This window comes from Caldivirga sp. (genome assembly GCF_023256255.1).
Lineage (GTDB): Archaea > Thermoproteota > Thermoprotei > Thermoproteales > Thermocladiaceae > Caldivirga.
In genome coordinates this window covers 16,921-36,534 of record NZ_JAGDXD010000061.1, presented here as the reverse complement: position 1 = coordinate 36,534, position 19,614 = coordinate 16,921, and the positions used below count along the sequence as shown (strand labels likewise).

Below are 19,614 nucleotides of genomic sequence, written 5' to 3'. Positions count from 1 at the left end.
ATGGTACACGCCTAATGGCTCAGAATTCACACTAACAATATACATAGGGTCAGGGGCAGCACCACCACAGTTAACGTTAGCTAATGAAATAGCAAGCGCATTAACAAGCTTCGGAATACCAACAACGGTGGTTGTTTTCCCAAGTTCAGAATATAAGACTATTGTGGCCCAGGGTAAATATGACTTATTCTTCTCCTACTACAGTGACTCCTATTCACCGTATATTCCGTCATTCTTCCCTGAAAGCAACTACTTCTCCGGTCCAACTGCAACGTATAATATTACCCATTGGGATAATGTTATCGTTTTCCCTAATGGAACCTCAGTTAGCCTAGCTCAAGTATGTTACCAAGCTGTAACGCCACCTAGGCTATTTCAATGCATTGCGGACACCATGTGGGGTATTAATAAGTACCCATGGTTTATTCAGTTAGATTGGAGTACCAGTGTTGTCTTCGTTAATACTCAGTACATTAACTGGCCTGTTAATGACTCGTCAATTTGGATTAACCTAGAGCAGCATGAGACACCAGGATGGTATGCACTCTTAACTCACGTATCCTTTAAGACACCCACCGTCACCTCCACTACCCCTGTTGTTACTTCTACCGTTGTTTCCACTACTACTGTTGTCACCTCCACTACCGTGGTCAGTGGCACTACTACGACTTACACTACTACTTCAACGATTCCAGTCACCACTACGGCAACAACAACAGTGACCACGGCGACACCAACCACAGTAACAACAGTTAGTACAGTGACTGTGGCGAAACCAGTAGTAAGCGCAACAATAATAGCGGGAATAATAGTAATCGTAGTAGTCATAGCGGCAGTGGCTGCAGTAATAGCGTTAAGAAGGAGGTAAGTTAATTACCTCTTACTTTAAAATTAAAATAATCTTTATTTATCCAATTCTTTAAGCACATTGCAGTTTAATTAACATTAAATACTTAATAATACTGGGTACTGGCTAGCCCGTGAAGTCAATTGTAGTGACTGAGAAGGGTAAGTTTAATGTTATGGAATTACCTAAGCCGGTTCCAGGGGTTGGTGAGGTTCTTGTTAAAATTAAGTATGCTGCATTGTGTTATAGGGACCTCCTCCAGTTGAGGGGTTATTACCCAAGGATGAAGTACCCTGTGGTGCTCGGCCATGAGGCTGTGGGTGTTGTTGAGGAGTCTAATGATGCTAGGTTTAAGCCTGGTGATAGGGTTGTACCCATACTTCACAGTGTGGATGGTGCATGTGACATGTGCCTAAGGGGAGAGGAGGCTTACTGTAGGAGTAGGCTCAGCTTCGGTGAGGAGATTGATGGTTTCTTCACTGAGTATGCTAGGGTCACTGGTAACTCATTGGTTAAGGTACCTGACTGGGTTAGTGATGAGTTAGCTGTCTTGACACCGTGTGTATTAGCCATGATTCATAAGGGGCTTAGGAGGATTGGGTTAAGCATTGGTGAGACTGTGCTTGTAACTGGCGCAGGTGGTGGTGTTGGTGTTCATGCTATTCAACTTGCCAAGGCCATGGGGGCTAGGGTAATAGCCGTCACCAGTCATGAGGAGAAGGCTGAGGTTTTAGGTAGGTTTGCTGATAGTGTTATTGTTGGTTCAAGGTTTAGTGAGGAGGTTAAAAGGAGCATAAGTGATGGTGTGGATGTAGTAATTGAAACAGTGGGCACACCCACTATTGGTGAATCCTTGAGGAGTCTTAGAATTGGTGGTAGGATGCTGCTTGTGGGTAATGTGAACCCTGATGAATCATACCAATTAAGGTTGGGTTATGTAATACTTAAGGACATAACCATAGTGAGTAATATAGCGGCTAATAGGAGTGATGTAGTTTCAGTGTTCAATATGGCTAGGTTAAGTAGGCTGGAGCCGATTGTAGCCGCTAAGTATCCGCTACAGGACTTTGGAAGAGCCCTTAATGCTCTTCAATCCGGGTCCAGGATAGGTAAAATACTGCTAGCGCCTTAACTACTCCACTATGGTCATTAGGAGGGTCAGTATTTTTGACGGGTCCTGACTATCCTTGGCTAGGTTCCACAGTGGGCTGTTCCTACATACCCTGTACCTAACAATGCTTCTACTTTGATCCTTCTCCAGTAATCCATGCCTATAAAGCTCCTCAAGGATATGCTTAATTAGGGTCAGGACGACTGGTATAACGTTCTCCTTATTAATGTACTCAAGCAGTGTCTTAGGTGTGAAGCTGACGCAGGTACCCATGGCTCTGCTAATTGACCTGTAGAGGGCCTCACTAACCCACCTTTCAACCTCCCTAAAGTCAGAGGGGTAGTTTGCGCGTTCCTGAGCCATGAATTAACTGGAATCCCCCTATTTAACAAGGTATGATTCACTAAGTATACGTTATCTAGTCCTGAATACTCAGGAGTATGATTCCTGAATATACGTGCTAAAGGTAACTAAGCTGGTTAATTAACCTAATAAACGGCTGAATGTTAAACTAACCAGCACCGCAATAACGGCTACTATTAGGCTAGTTAATAGGTTAACGTCCTCGTTACTCAACTTAATCCTAGGATTATAAATTAACCTAGTCTTACTCCCACACGTGTGGATCTCCTGCTCAGTAACCATACTGCACCTATCGCAGTAATACTTAGGTTGCGTTAAGGCGCCCAGTAAACTATCCATAACCTCCCCAAGGTAACCCAGCGCAAGTACCAGTAGGATTACTTGCATTGATGGGTTAACTGTATCCCAGTTGAACTTGATCCAACCAGGTGACCTATTGAATACTACAGCTAAGACTAAGTAGGTTAAGGCAATTGCTGTTGAACCAGCCAGTGAACTTAACTCTCCAAGCAACGTAACCGCACCAGATGTACCTGGCGTCACCTTAGCCTTAGGCATTATGATTAAGAACGGTTCACTCTTAGAAAGTACCCCAATTTCACTAGCCCACGTGTCAGCTGATGTTGCCGCTAAGGACGCTACGTAGGATACTAAGAATATCTTGGCTACTGTTACCAAGCCTATTGCATACGTGACTGAACTCACCATGGCCATTATTGATGGTGTAAAGCCCACTGCAGCAACTTGACGCGCCCCCCTACCCTCTAGGTCGTAGGCTATGCCGAGCTTAACCTTAGGTTCCTTACCTAGTCTAGTGACTATTGTTGCGTATAGGAGGAATAGGATGAAGAGGAGGACTGATGGAGGCCCTGATAAGGTTACTAGGGTACCGACAAGCACTGATTGAGGTATGGCGCTTCTCCTTATTACCTTAGCCTTAACAGCAATGATGCTTAAGGCTATTGACGCTGATAAACCTATTATTAGGTAAGTCACCAATACTTCAATGTTGTTCACTCACCAATCACCTCAACCATCACCCTCCTACTAGCCCTGGGTCCATCAAGCTCAACCAGGAGTATGTTCTGCCAAGTGCCCCTTATTAATGAACCATTAACAAGGGGTATTACCTTACCCTGCCCCAGGAAGGCGCTTGCTAAGTGCGAGTTAGCATTATCATCAATTAAATTATGCCTATAATTCCCCCTTCTTGGGAATAATTCAAGAATCTTATCCTCAATATCCTTAAGCAACCCACTCTCATCCTCATTAAGTATAATCGCTGCTGTGGCATGGGGGGCAAAGACTAAAACAATACCATTCTTAACCCCACTCTCATTAACAGCATTCTCAACGTCACTGGTGATGTCAATGACCTCAACCTGCCTCCTGGAAGTGTACCTAAGCTCTTTTACGAAGACTTTCATTAGACTATAGTGATTGCTTAATCATTTTTAAATGCTTCCAGTCCTAATTAACCATGAGTCCTTTAATTCATTCGTCATTCCTTGTTCAATAATACTCCGTAATGGAGCCTTAAAGTATTGTTAGGCCAAGTCTCCTTGAGAACCTTAACCCAAGCTTACTTTGAAGTATAGCCATGTATTCGCTTAATTGGTTAACAGTGAAGTTGGCGTAAACGTGAGCCAACGTTAATAGGCCATTATACCTAACTGGGTCAACGTAATCGCTAATGATTAGCCCTGAAACTTCAATGAGTTCACTGACGTTGGTAGGATCCCTAATCTTGGGTCTCTGCAGGAAGCCACCATCCATTACAGGTAATTCCACGAGTATTGGTGAATCATTCGGGGAGACCGCTACGTAGGTTAAGGCTACTTGAGGTAGGTTAATTAATGTTGAGGAATCTAGACTTGGCTTAATCCCCCTCATTATCAATGACTCATTAAGTCTCCTCTCTATTAGGGAATCTAGGTCTGATTCAGTTAGACGGCTTAGTCGTGGACTTAAACCACCGCTTATTATCATGGGTTTCACTATACCGTGATTCAAGTTAACCCTACGTAATGACGATAAGAGTATTATTGAGTCACTTACTGATTGATTAAGAAGCATACTTATTAACTGAGATTCCTTGCTCCCCCCAAGGTTCTTCATTAGTTTGAAGAAACGTGCCCTCAGTACCCTTGACCAAGTGACTGAGTAGTAATTCAACCCTTCACTAGCCAGCTCCCTAAGCTGAGTAACCTTACTTTCACTTAACCTTCTTAGAATTAAATACTCCTTATACACCCTGAGGCTATTATCCTTACTAATGAAGAGGAGTTTAATCCCCCTCTTAACTGCCTCATTAATTAACCTGGAGGTGGCGTTAATTAAATTCACCGCCTCAGGTATAGCATATATTTCACCAATGTTCCTGCCCAACAGTATTATGTGAAGTGCTTCAAGTATTTTAGCGAACAGTGAACCATCCATGAGCACGAACCTTAACCCACCGTATTCATTAATAGCCCTTAAGGCTGCATTAACTTCAAGCACACCCATTGTTAGTATGCCACCAGGTGATGACTCAGGGAATAGGGATACCTTAACGGTTCTAATCGGTTCAACACCCATGTTGTTGACCGCAATAGCCCTAGCCATACTGAGTGAGTAACCGTTGCTTAACTTAACTTCCTGTAACCCACCATCAACAGCCACAGTCTTCGTGAAGCCGCTTGAGGCATTAACCTTAATCCACAGTGGATCCACAGTCTCATCTAAGCCGATTAAGTTGTTCTCAATACCCTCCACTTCACTTGACACTGAGTTGAGTTCCTTAATAAGTAAGTCCATGAATATGTCGGGCACTGAATAATTAACTGCACTGAGTTATTTCACTGTTCCGTATAGTCTTAAAGTATTAGTGAACTATTGTTTAACGCCAGTACTTGAGGAACTTAAACTTAAAGGGAATCCCACACTCTACTTACTAATAATACTTAATAATACATGCAATGTGGATTACTTGAATGGAACCAGTGGGTTACATCATTGGCAATAATGGCGTGGATGAATTAACGGTAATCGCTAACCCAAGGCATGCTGATGACATTAAATTATTTGACTACGTCTACTATAACCATGGTGATGCAAAAGTCCTGGCTCAGGTAACTGGAATAAACCGTGAATTATACAGGGTCAGTGACTCCCTGGCACCAGTGGTCTTCAATGATGGGGTTAAGCCCGTGGAGACTGTCCTAGTTAAGCTACTCATAATAGGTAAGAAGACTGGGGATCTACTGAAGCTACCTGAAGCACCACCACCAGTGTCCACCCCAGTTTATCAGGCTGATCCTGAACTGGTTAAATCATACTTAGGCCTGAGGGGTAGGTTATGCATAGGTTACTTAGCAAGCATGCAGGATGTTAAAGTTTGCTTAAATGAAAAGGCGATTAGTAGGCACATGGCTATAATAGGGGCTACTGGTAATGGTAAGACTTGGCTTAGTGTATTGGTTATTGAGGAGTTATTGAAACTAGGCGCTACTGTGCTAATCCTGGATCCACATGGTGAGTACGTTAAGGCTAAGGAGACTGTGAGTAAAATGGATAACGTTGGGTTAACAATCTTTAAACTTTCTAAACAGCATATCGGTGACTTAACCTATAGGGTTGGGTTAATGGTGGCTGACCCTGACCACATAGCCTCAGTGTCAGGTATTGATGATAAGGCGATTAGGGTTAGGGAAGCCTTCTCCCTGGCTCACCGTTGCGTTAAGTTGGCGGCTAAGGCCTATGGTGACCCCAAGTTGGCGACGTTAAGGAACATGGAGAAGGTGCTGGCTCAAGTAGCCTCAGGTAGAAGAATACAGGTAGGCATGCTGCAGAGTTTATTTGGAACCAAGTACCCTACAAGTAACCTGAATGGTAACAAGTACTTCAGGAGACTCAGCATGGTTCTCTCTGAGCTTAATAACCTAACTAACGAATCAGCGGGTCGTCATGCAGCATTAGCGGCTAGGAGGTATGTTAGGAAACTTAGGAGACTTGGGGTTTACTCACCCTTAAGCACACGGTTACTTAAATTACTTAAGGCTAGGCATGCATCAGTGATTAATCTAGCGGGTTTAGATGACTCGGTTCAGGACCATGTAGCATACAGTATACTCAATAGGGTTCTTAAAGCTAGGATAAACTACGTGAGAAGGTTACCTGGACCCAAGTACCCCTACCCAGTGGTGATTGTTGTTGAGGAGGCGCACCGTTTCGCCCCAGGTAACGGTAGAAGGACATTAACATATAGCATACTCTCCAGGATAGCAATGGAGGGCAGGAAGTTCGGCGTGTTCCTAGTGCTAATAACCCAAAGGCCATCTAAGATTGACCAAGATATACTGAGCCAAGTGCAGAATTACGCATTACTCAGGATAGTGAACCCTAAGGATAGGGAAGCATTACTTGAGGCGGGGGAATTGATGAACAGTAACTTAGATAAGATACTTGCATCATTGAATATTGGTGAGTCACTCATAATGGGTCCAATGGTTGGTGGTCAAGTACCAATAGTAGTGAAGCTCAGGAATAGGGTACTTGAATACGGTGGTGGCGACATAAACCTAGATAAGTACTGGGGCGTTAAGAATGATGAAAATTACGAGAATGAAGTAAGCAGGATGATGGGCTTAAGGATACCTAAGTTAACAATAGAGAGAGCCAAATTACTCCTAGACAAGATAAGTGATGAATCACTAGATGGATCAGTGGTCAGGGGGTATGTTAATGGCGCTAGGGTTGAGGTTGACTTAAAGAATGAGGTGTGGAGCTGCAGCAAGTGCAGGAATTCAATGAAACCCTGCGAACACGTAGTAGCATTACTGCTCAGGAAGGCCATGAAGGAGGCTGAATTAATGCGTAAGTAGTACTCGCATTTAACCTATAGCCCCAATATGATTAAGGAGCTTTAAAGTTACCGAGGAATCTACATAATGCACTCATGCATTAATCATACGCTCAACATTAACATACACATATTGCAATTCAGTAAGCTACTGTTTGCGGGTTTCCTATTTATCGCTCCACCTTGCCTCTGGACTGAATCCTTTTTCGTGTTGATAGAATTCTTTTTATATTCATTATTAACTGATTTTGTGGGGAGGCTGCTGGGGCCTAGGGTGGTTTGCCGGATGCTGGGAATATCATACTCAACGCTCCTACGATGGATTAGGGAGGGGAAGATAAGGGTTGTGAAGACTGTGGGTGGGAGGTATAGGATTTCTTATAGTGAGGTGGGGAAGTTCTTGGGCAAATAAGCTACTTAACAAACCATGCTACGGCAAGGGGTTACAGGGTAGTGAAGTGTTAAAAGATATGGCTCCTGGTGAATCAATCTAAGAGGTTAGAAAGGGTTGGGTAATGGGTTAGTTTTAAAAATGTCACTGATGCTGCATTATTCATGGACGATAAAAGCGACTTAGTGCTCATATTGTCATCTAGAGTTCTTAGAAGTATTGCTACAGGTGCCCTTGGTGTTACTACAGGGCTTTACCTATATAACGTACTGCACCTATCCGCTACATTAATAGGCATATTTTTCGGGGTTGGCGCCTTCGCCACGCCCTTAATGAGCCTGTACTTCGGTAGGCTTGGCGATTGCTATGGGAGGAAGAGGATGCTATTAATAACGTTACTATTTCTGCCAATTGCAACTGCAATATTACTATTAACCTCAAACTACGCTTTACTAATTGTTGCAGCAGCATTAGGTGGATTTGGTACTGCTGGGGCATTAGCAAGCGGTAGCGTCGGGGCTATTGTAGCCCCCATGATGACTGCATTGTTAGCTGATAAGACTAATGAGGAGAATAGGACAATGGTGTATTCACTACTTAACCTAGCCTCAGGTTTAGCCGGGGCTGTGGGTGCATTATTGGCTCACTTGAGTTATAGGGAGGGCTTCATGATTGCCTTAGTGCTTTCAACATTATCATTCCTAACAATACTACCCGTTAGAGATAGGTACAGTGAAGGTGTGGCTAAGGGGAAGTGTGGTTCAATTAATGGTAAGTTGAATGAAAGCGATAGGAAGGTTATTAGGAGGTTCGTGTTAACTGGTGCCTTTAATGGTATTGGGCAAGGCTTAGTAACACCCTTCCTACCCATAGTTTTTGAAATACTCCTTAAGATACCTAAGGGGGAGATAGGGAATATTTTCTTCCTAGGTGGCTTAGCCGCTGCATTAATATCACTATTAACGCCAGTCATAACTAATAGGCTTGGCTTCGTTAAGACCGTGGTTTTAACGAGGTCAATATCCACTGCAGCCCTAGTTACATTACCCTTCGTTAACCGCTTCTCACCAGTGTTAAGCTATGACGTGACCATAGCTATGGTGGCCTACTTAGTTTACGTAATGTTCAGGATTGTGTCATTACCTGCACAGTCAGCGTTAATGATGAGCCTGGTTAGTCAAGGCTCAAGATCCACAACAGCCGGTGCTAATCAAGCAGCCAGGTTACTACCATCTGCAGCTGCCACATTATCCAGTGGAGTCATGATTGACTACATTGCATTACCTGTCCCATTTGTAATAGCAGTAATCATTAATGGCGTCAACATATACTTCTACACGAGATTCTTTAAGGATGTTAAGATAGGTAATAGAGTAAGAAGCATAGTAGTTGATTAGTGGAATCTGGAAATTACCATGAATACTACTCCTTAGAACAAGCTTTAACGTAACCTTGCCTTACCTAATGCTTACCTTTGTTTCCCAGCCTTGAAAAGTAAGGCTTCTTCCATTCATTTTTAATGAAACTCCTAGGCATCCACTGTAAATGGTTATAAAGCTGCAGAAGTTAGACTTACCTATGGAGTTGTTAATTGGCCATAGTCCTGACCCGGATGACGCATACATGTTTTACGCATTAACTGCAGGTAAAGTTAACTTTCCCTTCAAAATAAAGGAGTTCCTGGTGGATATTGAGACTTTAAATAAGCTTGCACTACACGGTAGGCTAGATGTTACTGCTATAAGTACTCATGCGTTGGCTTATGTGGCTGATAAGTACTATGTGCTTAGGGTTGGTGCATCAATGGGGCTTAAGTATGGCCCAGTGGTAGTTGGTAAGGGTGGTAAAATTGAACTTGTTGCCGTGCCTGGAACCTACGCCACGGCTACTTTACTCTTTAAGCTGGCCATGCCTAATGTTAAGACCGTTGAGGTGCCCTTTGATAGGATAATGGATGCTGTAATTAGTGGTGCAGTTGATGCTGGGGTACTGATTCACGAGGGTCAAATAACCTATGAGAGGTATGGTTTAAGAAACATAATGGACTTAGGGGAGTGGTGGTATGAGCAAACCAGATTACCTACACCCCTAGGCCTAGATGTTGTTAAGTCATCCTTAGGCATGAGCAATGTTAAGCTAATTAAGGATGCATTACTTGAGTCCTTAAAGTACGCTATACAGCATAGGGAAGAGGCCCTTGAATACGCCATGAGATTCTCAAGGGGACTTAACATGAGTGATACTGGTAGGTTCGTAGACATGTACGTTAATAACTACACCATAGATATTGGGAATGATGGGGAGAAGGCTATTAGAGTCCTACTACAGTGGGGTCATGAGAAGGGGCTTACACCTGAAGTTAACTTCACCTTGGTTTAAGTAGGTTAAAGTCCTAGTGATTCCTTAATTGGGTGAGGAGAATAATCGTAAGGAACAGCATCATTACGGCCAGTACTAGTATTAAGTATTGGTTAGTGACCCTACTCATGGTACTTCCATGATACGTTACCACAGCCTTAACTAATTCTTGGCTCAAGGTTGGGTTCACTAGGGCTATGTAGACTGAACCATTTGTTACAAATATTGTCTCATTAATCACTAGGTCGCTTGTTACATTACCATAAACATTAATAGTTAATGCACCGTTAATTAATCCATTCACCACAAAGTACCTTGCGGTTAAACCTGGCATCACTAAGTATAGTGTACTATTAGGGTTGATAACGGTGAAGGTGGGCTTATATAAGGTATCACATAGGTAAACCCCATGAATTATTGATGTTAGGAAAATTACGTACTCAACATTAACCCAAGTATTAGTTGGCTGCGTTGAGTTAAGGGTCATAGCTAGTATGAATTGCGGCGTGTATTGGTTCATTAACCAATAGAATAATGCCCCATATGGGAATGCACCATAGTATGGGTACTGGTTGAAGTAATCGTATGGGTTTCTTAACCAATATTTATTAATGAAAAATAAATTAACGTAATTGCACATGTGACTAAGACGTTCAGTTAAACCCACAGATGAAGCCACGCCATACCATTTTGAATCGTAGTCTGGGGCTTCAGCGAAGTAACTTACCATGTGGAGGAGTGTGTAGTACACTGAGTAGGGTATGTTAGCGTTACTGTTGAATTCAATGTAACTAATGCATAGTGGACCGTAGGATACGTACCCGCCTAGGTCACTTACATTATTTGTGATATAAACAATATACTTTGAACCATTACATGGCGGCATCATGCTTAACCTATTATTAATAACATAATCGTTGTAGACGTATTGAATAAAGTAGCTCAATTTACCGATGAATTCACTGCTGGCGTTTACTTCATTATAAATAATGAAATTGGGGGTTGATATGGCAGTCTGAGCATTGGTTACACTTCCAGGTAATGTAAGCGAGAGTATTAATCCAATTATTAGCATGCGTTTGCTAATCATTAGTAATGACTATTAGTTAACACTTATAAGTATTAGTATATTCTACTGAAAGTACTCACGACACATATTAATTATTTTCTAAATATTCTTATATTATTAAAATAATACATTAGAAAAATATGAGTATTACCTAATTCCAGTGAAGTATGATGAATCTAAATTCGGATGAAGAAGTAAACTAACCCATGGCATGCCTAGGCATTTAGTACTGTCCCCAGCCTAATTCCTTCTCCTTTCCCATGTAATTAGTAATGATTTTCCTTATAGCATTTCTTAGATGATAATCCACGGTTGCCTTTGATGATTCCAATTCCTTAGCTATATCATCGAGGTTAACACCACGTGGATAATTGAAAAAGCCCAGTTCATACGCTGTATTAATTACATTCCTCTCCATTGGCGTTAACTCAGAGACAATCTTCGTAGGTAAACGACTTACCCTTTCCTGCTTAAGGGATATTACATTAGCTTTCTCCTTAAGTTGGCTCTTTAACTCTGATAAAGTCTTGCTTACTGAAGCCTTAATGGGCGGCAGTATTGCGGTGTAATACTCTAAGCCATATTTGAAACTTGAATAACTTATTATGAACATGTTATTAACAAAGACAGATTTGATACTCTTATCATAGTCACCATACATTACTGTATCCGTATATGCCTTACCCGGAATCACATTAATAACCTTAACTATTGTACTTCCATGATTCCTAATTCTATTTATCAATTCCTTAACATATGAGCTGTATCCTTCATTAATTCTAAATAATTCAAGGTTAATACCTTTTGATTGAATTGGCACATAGTAAGGATTATCAATTGCTATAACATACTTCTCCGTTAATTCAGTCCAATCCCCATAATGATACAATGCTATATGAATTACGGTTATCACGTATACTTATTGTATAAAGTATGTTTTTAATTTTATTCAAGTTTCATAAGTGTTGCCATGGTATTTGCAAATATAAAATTAAGAAATTAATGGGCAATTTTCCATAATATATTATTAAAATTACAAGGAAGCACCATAGCGAATAAAACCATATTTAAGCTAGCCTTATTCATAATTACTTATTTAATGTTTATTATGACTCTGAGCTTCATGAACTTTACTAATACATTACGCTTAATGGCTCTCATACCACGGGCCAGTATGAGTCAAGGACCTCAACCATACCATTACTGTTTATTAGTATGTTGCTTTCAAGCCTTACCCCAAACTTACCCTGTAGATATATGCCTGGTTCTATAGTAAATACTGAACCCCTTGGTAATGCCTTAGTGTAATCGCTGCTTATGTATGGTTCCTCATGAACCTCAAGCCCAATTCCATGGCCAGTCCTATGTATGAAGTAGTCACCATAACCCCCCTCCCTTATTACACTCCTAGCCACTGAGTCAATATAAGACCCAGTGACACCCTCTTTAACCGCAGCTATGGCTTCATCATGGGCTCTCTTAACTAGGTTATATATCCTTGCAAATTCACCATCAACATTACCTACGGTGAATGTTCTTGTTAAGTCACCGTAATAATCATTGTATGTTGCGGTTAAGTCAACTACAACAACATCATTATCACTAATGCGTCTACTGCCCGGTAACCAATGAGGTATTGCTGAATTTGGACCTGACTGGACGAGAATATCCATTGGTTCAGCCCCAGCATCAGCAATAGCACTCCTAATTACCTCAGCCAGCTTAACCTCAGTCACCCCAGCCTTAAGTGAATCCTCCGCAGCCCTAAGCCCCTTCTCAATTGCCTTAACCGCAGCCTTAATGTTACTAACTTCTTCCTCATCCTTAACAATCCTAAGGCTTGTTAATACGTCATCAATTGCCAAATCCCTGAAGCCACCTAGGATACCTCTAAGTAACCAATAGTACTTTAACTGTGCGTTAGACTCGAAACCAACAACATTAACCTTACCGCAGCCTGAAACAACCCTCCAAACAGTATCCCTAGGCCCCTCTAAGTCAGTGTAAGTTAAGTAACGTAAACCAGTTCCCTTAACCTTACCCTCATCAAGTTTAGGTATAACTAACGTTAACTCCTCATTACGCGCACAGACGATTAGAACACCAAGCCTCTCGAAGGTTTCAATACGAATACCCGTTAAGTACCTAATATTAACTGGAGTGGAGATTACCGCTAATTCAACCCCAAGACTCTTAACCTTATTCATGAAGGCCTTAAGCCTACTAGTGAATCGATTAGCCTCCATTAACTTGATGTCAAGTACTGCCTAATTAATGTAACTGACGTGTGGTTAAATGGCTATAGCTTATTAAAGAGTTGCCGTGCAGCTATGATTAATGGATCCCAAACCTGGGTGACTGGAGGAAGGTAAGCTAAGTCACTTAGAAATAGGTCCTCCACCGTAGCCCTCTTTAATATTAATGAAGCCAAAGTGTTAACTCTACCAAGCACTTGCCCACCATCATTACCAATGAATTGGCCACCAATTATTCTACCTGAACCCCTTTCGGCAATTAACTTAACGGTAAGTTCCCCATGACCCGGGTAATACCTAGCCCTTGTTTCAGCCTTTATTATCACTGAGGCTACTTTTAAACCATGCCTAATTGCTTCCCTCTCCGTCAAGCCTGTTGATGCCGCGTACAGGTTCATGAACCTTGTCATTGATGTACCCGCTACTCCAGGGAACCTTAATCTTAAGCCAGCAATATTACTACCTGCTATGTAACCCATCTTATTAGCTGTAGTACCGAAGGGATGCCAATAAGGTTTACCGGTTACTACATTGATAGTCTCCGCAACATCACCTACTGCGTAGATGCGTTCATTACTCGTAATCATGTGTTCATTAACCCATACGGCCCCTGTTTCCCCTATTCTCAAGTTAAGCATGTTAGCCAGCTCCACATTAGGCACTACACCGGTAGCTAACACTACAGCATCAACAATATATTTACCTGAATCAGTCATAATGACTTGTGAACCACCCTGCTTACTTACTTCAATAAGACTCTCATTTAACTTAACCTTAACCCCGCTCCTAACCATTTCATCAATAATTAACACACTCATATCGCCATCAAGTGACCTACTTAATGGGTGGCTTGACCTACTCACCATAATAACCTCCTTACCCTTAACCCTCATTGCCTCAGCAACCTCAAGACCAATGTAACCAGACCCTACAATTCCAACAGTGTTAGCACTTTCAAGCAGTTTCCTGGTTTCCATGGCCCTAGAGGGATGGTGAATTGTGAATACCCTGTCGCCACTAATATGTGCGCTTGGAATCCTTGGTATTGACCCAGTAGCTAACACTAAGTAATCCCATTCCACGCGTTCACCAGTGTTAGTCAATATGAAGTTATCATACACCTTAACAACACTTACATTAGTCCTCACCTTAATACCCCTAACATTAATGAAGTAGTCCGGTGTGTAATGCATAAAGAGTGACTCATCGTTAAAAAGACCCTCTAAAAAGTAGGGGATGCCGCATGGAGCATGGCTAACCATGTTTGATGATTCAAACACCATGACGTCGAAATCAGGCTTAATCCTCTTAATCCTTGACGCAGTACTCATGCCAGCAGCCCCACCACCAATCACTACAATACGCATCAGGTAAAGGTGGAGAATGGGTTATTAAATGTACCTAAAACTCCATCATGAATAACGAAGCTATGAATTGATTTATTACTAAGAACCCCCTTTAATCTCCAGGAGGCGGGATGTGGGGTTAATTACTGCATAAGGGATTAATCTTAAGTCGGTAACAATGGGTTTAGTAGTTTTGAACACTCATTGAAAGGGGATTTAATGAAGGGTAGCTTAATCCTCATTAACCCAGTTGGTTAATGCCTCAGAGTGTCTCCTAAACCCTTCCCTCAACCCTAGTGTTGCCCCTAATTTACCAAGTTCATTAGCCTCCACTTTACTAATGGGTTCAATGTAGGCTATCGGCTTCATGAAGTCAATAGGTGTTAAAACACCCCTCCACTTTGCTGAGCCACTGGTGGGTAGGACGTGGCTTGGCCCAGCAATATAGTCAATTAGGGCTGAGGGCGCCATAAATGATACTGCACCAGCATTTCTAATCTCCTCCAAGGGTACTTTGACACCCCATATTGATGCGTGTTCAGGCGCCACCTCATTAATCACATTAATGCACTCATCAGGCTTATTCACCAGTGTTGATAAATATGGCGCATTGGTTAACTTACTTAACTCACTCTCAACTTTAGTTAAGTAGTCTTCACTCCAAGTAACCAACACACCCACTGCTGCTGCATGCTCAAGTTGGGCAGCTAGGTCTAGGGCTACTATGGTTGGTTTAATACTTGGGTCAGCACAGGTCACTAATTCAGTGGGACCCTCAACACCATCAATGCCTACGTATTCAGAGACCAGTAGCTTAGCCGCCTGCACATACGCATTACCGGGGCCAGCAATCTTATCAACCTTAGGCACTGACTCCGTACCGAATGCTAACGCTGCAACTGCCTGGGCTCCACCAATCCTGAAGACCCTGGCGTTTAGCCTAAGGGCTACGTAGGCCACCTCAGGGTCGATTAAGCCATCACGCCTAGGTGGTGTTGCAACAATTATTTCATTAACCCCAGCCACCTTAGCTAATACCCCAGTCATAATTAGTGTTGAGAAGTAACCCTTAGGCACATACAAGCCAACCCTACTTAAGGATACCCACCTAATCCCCCTCCTCAAGCCCTTATGGTAATCCTCAACGTTACTTGGCTTAATCCTGCCATTAAAGGATTCCACTGAGGCTATTGCCTCATCTACCGCCACCCTAACGCTTTGCTCAATACTATTGGCTAAGGCCATTAATTCGTTTGGACCCAGCTCAATTACATCTAGTCTGACACCATCAAGTTCATTTGTTAATCTAAGTAATGCTTCATCACCATGCTCCCTAACATCATTAACTATACCCTTAACCCTTTCAACATACTGATCCATGCTTGTCATTCTCTTCAGGAAACTGGGTAAATCCCCCCTACTAATCCTCACAAACCCCTAGTGACCTGTTGCTTAATAATGTATTGCGCCCTGAATAACACTTATTTAGATTAATTAGTGGGCCTCAGGTGACTGGTGAGCAGCCTTCATGGACTAGGGTTCTTAAGGTTGGTTTTTACGAGGAACCTAACGTGGGTTTAAGTAAGTATAGGTTGCATTTCAACGAGAACTTATTCTTACCAAGAGAGTACTACGAGACCATTTTAAGCGTATTAATGGAACCTGATCTAATCAGGTACTACACCGAGCCCCTTAACCCAACGCTTAACGAAATCATTGCTAAGCATATTAATGTTAATGCGGATAATGTATTCGCTACGGCGGGTGGTGATGAGGGGCTTAGGCTTCTTATACAAATGGCACTCCACGGTAATGGAAGTATAATGGTGGTGGAGCCGACCTACTCCATGCCTAGGGCCCTGGCTGAATCCATGAATATTAAGGTTAAGGATACACTCCTCACTCAGGATTATCAACTTGACGTGAATAGCATCATTAAGAGCAGCGCTAGTGTAGACGTGATTTACATTTGTAACCCAAATAACCCAACTGGTAATCTCTTTAGCAGAGCCGACGTAGAATACGTAGCGTCCAAGCTAAGCTCGCTGATAATTATTGATGAGGCTTACGCCGACTTCGCCAAGGTAACCCTAATGGACTTGGTTAAGCACTACGACAACATTGCCATAGTTAGAACCTTCTCCAAGGCCTGGGGCCTAGCTGGACTTAGGCTAGGTTATGTTGTTGGTTCTGAGAAGGTTATTGAGGGACTTAGGAGAATATCACTACCACACAATATACCCTACCCATCAATAGTCATGCTGAGTAAGGCTCTTCAACTTAAGCACTATGTGGAGGAGGGTATAGAGAGAATGATTGAGGTAAGGGAATTCATGATAAGGAGGATGAGCGAAATCGGCTTAAGGCCATTAAGTTCAGTAACAAACTTCATAACCTTCCACGCATTAAGGCCTGATGCAGTGTACGAGGAATTATTCAAGAGGGGGTTCGTGCTTAGGAACCTAAGTGGTAAGGTACTCTGTGAGGATTGCCTAAGAACCACAGTGCCACCAATGAATATTGCCGAAGAGCTAATTAATAATCTACAGGCAATAGTAAAAAGCATAACCTAGGGAAGTAGAGTTCAGTTTTCATTATGGTTTTCACCTGACTTCATTATCCCTCATGCCTAGGTCTTGGTGTTTCCACTCCATTCCACAACTACCCTAGCCAGCTACTTACTTTAAATAATGACTGTCTCAATAGGTGTACCACCTAAGTCTGCTTAATTATACACTAGATAATATTAGAAATAATTAAAATAAAATATTATAGTATACTAAATATTCTAAATAGCTAAAGATATTATTAAGCTACATAGATATTAAGTATAGCTTACTGGTTAAGTAATTAGGATAAAGTTTAAATATATGGTACGTATGTCCTTATCTGATGACCAAATCAATAATCCCCTACGTGTTAATATCAATAGCGGTGGTTACTCTAGCTACTGCAATCCTTGGTAACCAAGTGGTCTATGCAGCATCACCTCCTCAAATAATAGTTGCTGCTCCAACAACGGTCATTTATACTCCAGGCACTCCAGTGTATAATCCTTATGCACCAAGTAACCTTGTAGGTACTGTAATGACTTACTTACCATTAGCTCTCTATAATCCGTTCACCGGTAAATTCTATCCTGTTTTGGCTGAGAATTGGACTGTTCAGTTGTTTCCTAATGGTTCTGCATTATTCACAATCTACCTTAGGAAGGGTCTCTACTGGTTTAATGGTTCAGCTGTAATGCCCTTTACCGCGTGGGATGTCTATACTTACTTCTACATTGGTATGAAGTCCTTCTGGTGGTATTCACCATGGATTAATAATTCACTTGCAGATGAGGATATTAGGGTGCTTAATAATTATACTATTCAGTTCCTATTCCAGAAATGGACAACGTTCATACCTTATTGGATGCTTCCAAGCTGGATAAGCACACCATATGAGGTGTGGAAGCCAATAGTAGATAAACTCAAGACAATGAACTATACTCAGGCGGCTAAGTACTCGGTGAATGTCACGGAGTTCGTTGCACCATACTGGGGTCTTAACCCGTATTACCTATCCTACATTAGTACAACGTACTTTGACTATACCCTTGAGCCTCAAAGCCTACTATCAGCATGGATGCAAGTATTCCCGATAAACAGTTGGTTCCTGTATAATCCGACTGCGATAGATTGGTATGTTGGTGGTAATACTCAGGCTATGAGCGCCTTCCTGGCTGGTAAGGCTAATTGGGGCTTCGTAGGCCTGTCACTTCAGCAGGTGGCTACACTTAATAAGAGTGGTACTGTTAGTGTTTACTTAAGCCCTGACTTCTCTGCCTTTGGTATTACTGTTAATCCTTGGTATGGTTGGCCGTTTAATAATCCAGTCTTTAGGGAGGCCTTATGTTACGTTATCAATAGGAGTGAGGTTGTTGCTGCATGGGGCTTAAACCTACCAGACTACTACCCAGAACCCGTATTATCATATACCGTTAACCTGTATCCATCAAGCTTCAGTGACGTGCTGGTACCATGCTCCTATAACCCAACTAAGGCTGCTCAAATGCTTGAGAGCCTTGGCTTGAAGAAGGTTAACGGCTACTGGAGCTTCCCCAACGGAACACCAATAACGCTTTACGTTTATGGTCCAAGTGGTTGGACTGACTGGATGACCATGGCTAGTGATGCAGTGGAGCAATTGCAGGCCTTCGGCTTCAAGGCAAGCCTAATAGGACAAGATGTTGGAGTATACTGGGGTACAACAATACCGCAAAGCCAATACCAAGCGGCCATAACTTGGAAGACCTATGTTAAGAGCCTTGATAGTGCCTGGACATTCTTAAACTGGCCATGGTGGGTATTTGGTTCTGCTATACAGGCCTACAGTAACCATAGTGTATTCCCATTCCAGTGGCCTAATGGTACATGCACACCGGTTACTGCGCCAGCATCACTTAATTTACCAAACAGTACAGTAGTATGGTGTGTGAACTCAACATTCGGATACATTAACTTAACCAACTGGCAAATGTTCTTCGGTGCAGGTGCACCTGGAAGTGAACCATATAAACTAGCCGTTAAGACGCTTTTTGGTTGGTATGCATATTATGTCCCAGTAATACCGCTTGGTGAGAAGATTGAACCACTTGAGTATGCCAAGAGTTTAATGGATCCAATGTGGGCTTATCAATGCCTACCATTCTATACACTAGAAACGTTAGTTTATGAGAATGATTTATCTGGAATGCCGTTTGGATGGCCGAACACAGTCCTAGCAGGTACATTCTTCGGAGCATGGGCACCACCTGGACAAGTGCCACCCTTAGCTCAGGCAATAGCCAATGGTAGCCTATGGATTAAGTATCCTCAGTTAGCAGCCTTCCTTGGTTTGCCGAATCCTGATACTTCTGTTCAGCAGTGTGTTGCTTCGTATTTCCATATTCCGTATACTCCAGTAACCACTACCACAACTACATCAACTACTACTACAACTACAACAACCACTGCCGTAACAACAGCCACCACCACAGTCACTTCAACA

At 42.3% G+C, this 19,614-nt stretch carries 15 protein-coding genes and 2 pseudogenes; 8 read left to right on the top strand and 9 right to left on the bottom strand.

All coding sequences use genetic code 11. From position 1 onward, the window contains the following. Both Q0C29_RS09780 and Q0C29_RS09775 read left to right on the top strand, forming a co-directional pair. Nucleotides 1-868 (top strand): annotated as a pseudogene (locus tag Q0C29_RS09780) (ABC transporter substrate-binding protein); the annotation flags it as partial. A gap of 112 nt (nucleotides 869-980) precedes the next feature. Continuing rightward, entirely contained in the window at nucleotides 981-1,979 is a 999-nt protein-coding gene (locus tag Q0C29_RS09775; RefSeq protein WP_292000477.1) for an acryloyl-coenzyme A reductase, read from the top strand. Here the strand turns inward: Q0C29_RS09775 and Q0C29_RS09770 are convergent, their stop codons facing one another. From Q0C29_RS09770 to Q0C29_RS09755, 4 genes are all read right to left on the bottom strand, one after another. Beyond that, entirely contained in the window at nucleotides 1,980-2,321 is a 342-nt protein-coding gene (locus Q0C29_RS09770) for a hypothetical protein (RefSeq protein ID WP_292000476.1), read from the bottom strand. Between the two features lie 120 nt (nucleotides 2,322-2,441). Further along, nucleotides 2,442-3,338 carry a DUF92 domain-containing protein gene (locus Q0C29_RS09765; RefSeq protein ID WP_292000475.1) on the bottom strand — a complete coding sequence of 299 codons (897 nt, stop codon included), beginning with the start codon at nucleotides 3,336-3,338 and terminating at the stop codon, nucleotides 2,442-2,444. After that, nucleotides 3,335-3,748, bottom strand: a complete 414-nt coding sequence (locus Q0C29_RS09760; RefSeq protein ID WP_292000474.1) for a secondary thiamine-phosphate synthase enzyme YjbQ — start codon at nucleotides 3,746-3,748, stop codon at nucleotides 3,335-3,337. Before Q0C29_RS09760 ends, Q0C29_RS09765 begins: the two co-directional genes overlap by 4 nt. Nucleotides 3,749-3,857: 109 nt before the next feature. Then, a complete protein-coding gene (locus Q0C29_RS09755; RefSeq protein ID WP_292000473.1) occupies nucleotides 3,858-5,135 on the bottom strand; it encodes a DNA double-strand break repair nuclease NurA in 1,278 nt (425 codons plus the stop codon). Nucleotides 5,136-5,296: 161 nt separating this feature from the next. On the opposite strand from Q0C29_RS09755, the gene Q0C29_RS09750 reads away from it, so the two are divergent. The 4 genes and pseudogenes from Q0C29_RS09750 (at nucleotide 5,297) to Q0C29_RS09735 (ending at nucleotide 9,934) form a co-directional block, all read left to right on the top strand. After that, nucleotides 5,297-7,186 (top strand): ATP-binding protein, encoded by a 1,890-nt coding sequence (locus Q0C29_RS09750; RefSeq protein WP_292000472.1) that lies wholly within the window; start codon nucleotides 5,297-5,299, stop codon nucleotides 7,184-7,186. 228 nt (nucleotides 7,187-7,414) lie between these two features. Next, nucleotides 7,415-7,646 (top strand): annotated as a pseudogene (locus tag Q0C29_RS09745) (excisionase family DNA-binding protein); the annotation flags it as partial. A gap of 73 nt (nucleotides 7,647-7,719) precedes the next feature. Then, nucleotides 7,720-8,952, top strand: a complete 1,233-nt coding sequence (locus tag Q0C29_RS09740) for an MFS transporter (protein WP_292000471.1) — start codon at nucleotides 7,720-7,722, stop codon at nucleotides 8,950-8,952. Between the two features lie 181 nt (nucleotides 8,953-9,133). After that, complete coding sequence (locus Q0C29_RS09735; protein WP_292000470.1) at nucleotides 9,134-9,934, top strand: MqnA/MqnD/SBP family protein; 801 nt, start codon at nucleotides 9,134-9,136, stop codon at nucleotides 9,932-9,934. 13 nt (nucleotides 9,935-9,947) lie between these two features. Here Q0C29_RS09735 and Q0C29_RS09730 read toward each other — a convergent pair whose 3' ends face one another. The 5 genes from Q0C29_RS09730 to hisD all read right to left on the bottom strand — a co-directional run bounded on the left by Q0C29_RS09730 (nucleotide 9,948) and on the right by hisD (nucleotide 16,014). Beyond that, on the bottom strand, nucleotides 9,948-11,003 hold the full coding sequence (locus Q0C29_RS09730; protein ID WP_292000469.1) for a hypothetical protein: 1,056 nt from the start codon (nucleotides 11,001-11,003) through the stop codon (nucleotides 9,948-9,950). Nucleotides 11,004-11,205: 202 nt separating this feature from the next. Continuing rightward, entirely contained in the window at nucleotides 11,206-11,895 is a 690-nt protein-coding gene (locus Q0C29_RS09725) for a helix-turn-helix domain-containing protein (RefSeq protein WP_292000468.1), read from the bottom strand. 244 nt (nucleotides 11,896-12,139) lie between these two features. Then, complete coding sequence (locus Q0C29_RS09720; RefSeq protein WP_292000467.1) at nucleotides 12,140-13,228, bottom strand: Xaa-Pro peptidase family protein; 1,089 nt, start codon at nucleotides 13,226-13,228, stop codon at nucleotides 12,140-12,142. Nucleotides 13,229-13,281: 53 nt separating this feature from the next. Further along, nucleotides 13,282-14,604: an FAD-dependent oxidoreductase gene (locus tag Q0C29_RS09715; protein ID WP_292000466.1), complete on the bottom strand. Its 1,323-nt coding sequence runs from the start codon at nucleotides 14,602-14,604 to the stop codon at nucleotides 13,282-13,284. Between the two features lie 210 nt (nucleotides 14,605-14,814). Continuing rightward, the gene (gene hisD / locus Q0C29_RS09710; protein WP_292000465.1) at nucleotides 14,815-16,014 is read right to left on the bottom strand and encodes a histidinol dehydrogenase; all 1,200 of its coding nucleotides are present in this window, start codon (nucleotides 16,012-16,014) and stop codon (nucleotides 14,815-14,817) included. 77 nt (nucleotides 16,015-16,091) lie between these two features. On the opposite strand from hisD, the gene Q0C29_RS09705 reads away from it, so the two are divergent. Together Q0C29_RS09705 and Q0C29_RS09700 are read left to right on the top strand one after the other, a co-directional pair. Further along, nucleotides 16,092-17,156 (top strand): histidinol-phosphate transaminase, encoded by a 1,065-nt coding sequence (locus Q0C29_RS09705; protein ID WP_292000464.1) that lies wholly within the window; start codon nucleotides 16,092-16,094, stop codon nucleotides 17,154-17,156. Between the two features lie 319 nt (nucleotides 17,157-17,475). After that, the coding region (locus Q0C29_RS09700) for an ABC transporter substrate-binding protein (protein ID WP_292000463.1) at nucleotides 17,476-19,614 on the top strand (2,139 nt) is incomplete at its 3' end.

What these genes read in the sequence shown, in the direction of transcription:
- Q0C29_RS09770 (WP_292000476.1), bottom strand. Translation starts at nt 2,321, where the DNA reads ATGGCTCAGGAACGCGCAAACTACCCCTCTGACTTTAGGGAGGTTGAA.
- Q0C29_RS09760 (WP_292000474.1), bottom strand. Translation starts at nt 3,748, where the DNA reads ATGAAAGTCTTCGTAAAAGAGCTTAGGTACACTTCCAGGAGGCAGGTT.
- Q0C29_RS09750 (WP_292000472.1), top strand. Translation starts at nt 5,297, where the DNA reads ATGGAACCAGTGGGTTACATCATTGGCAATAATGGCGTGGATGAATTA.
- Q0C29_RS09740 (WP_292000471.1), top strand. Translation starts at nt 7,720, where the DNA reads ATGGACGATAAAAGCGACTTAGTGCTCATATTGTCATCTAGAGTTCTT.
- Q0C29_RS09735 (WP_292000470.1), top strand. Translation starts at nt 9,134, where the DNA reads ATGGAGTTGTTAATTGGCCATAGTCCTGACCCGGATGACGCATACATG.
- Q0C29_RS09730 (WP_292000469.1), bottom strand. Translation starts at nt 11,003, where the DNA reads ATGATTAGCAAACGCATGCTAATAATTGGATTAATACTCTCGCTTACA.
- Q0C29_RS09720 (WP_292000467.1), bottom strand. Translation starts at nt 13,228, where the DNA reads ATGGAGGCTAATCGATTCACTAGTAGGCTTAAGGCCTTCATGAATAAG.
- Q0C29_RS09715 (WP_292000466.1), bottom strand. Translation starts at nt 14,604, where the DNA reads ATGCGTATTGTAGTGATTGGTGGTGGGGCTGCTGGCATGAGTACTGCG.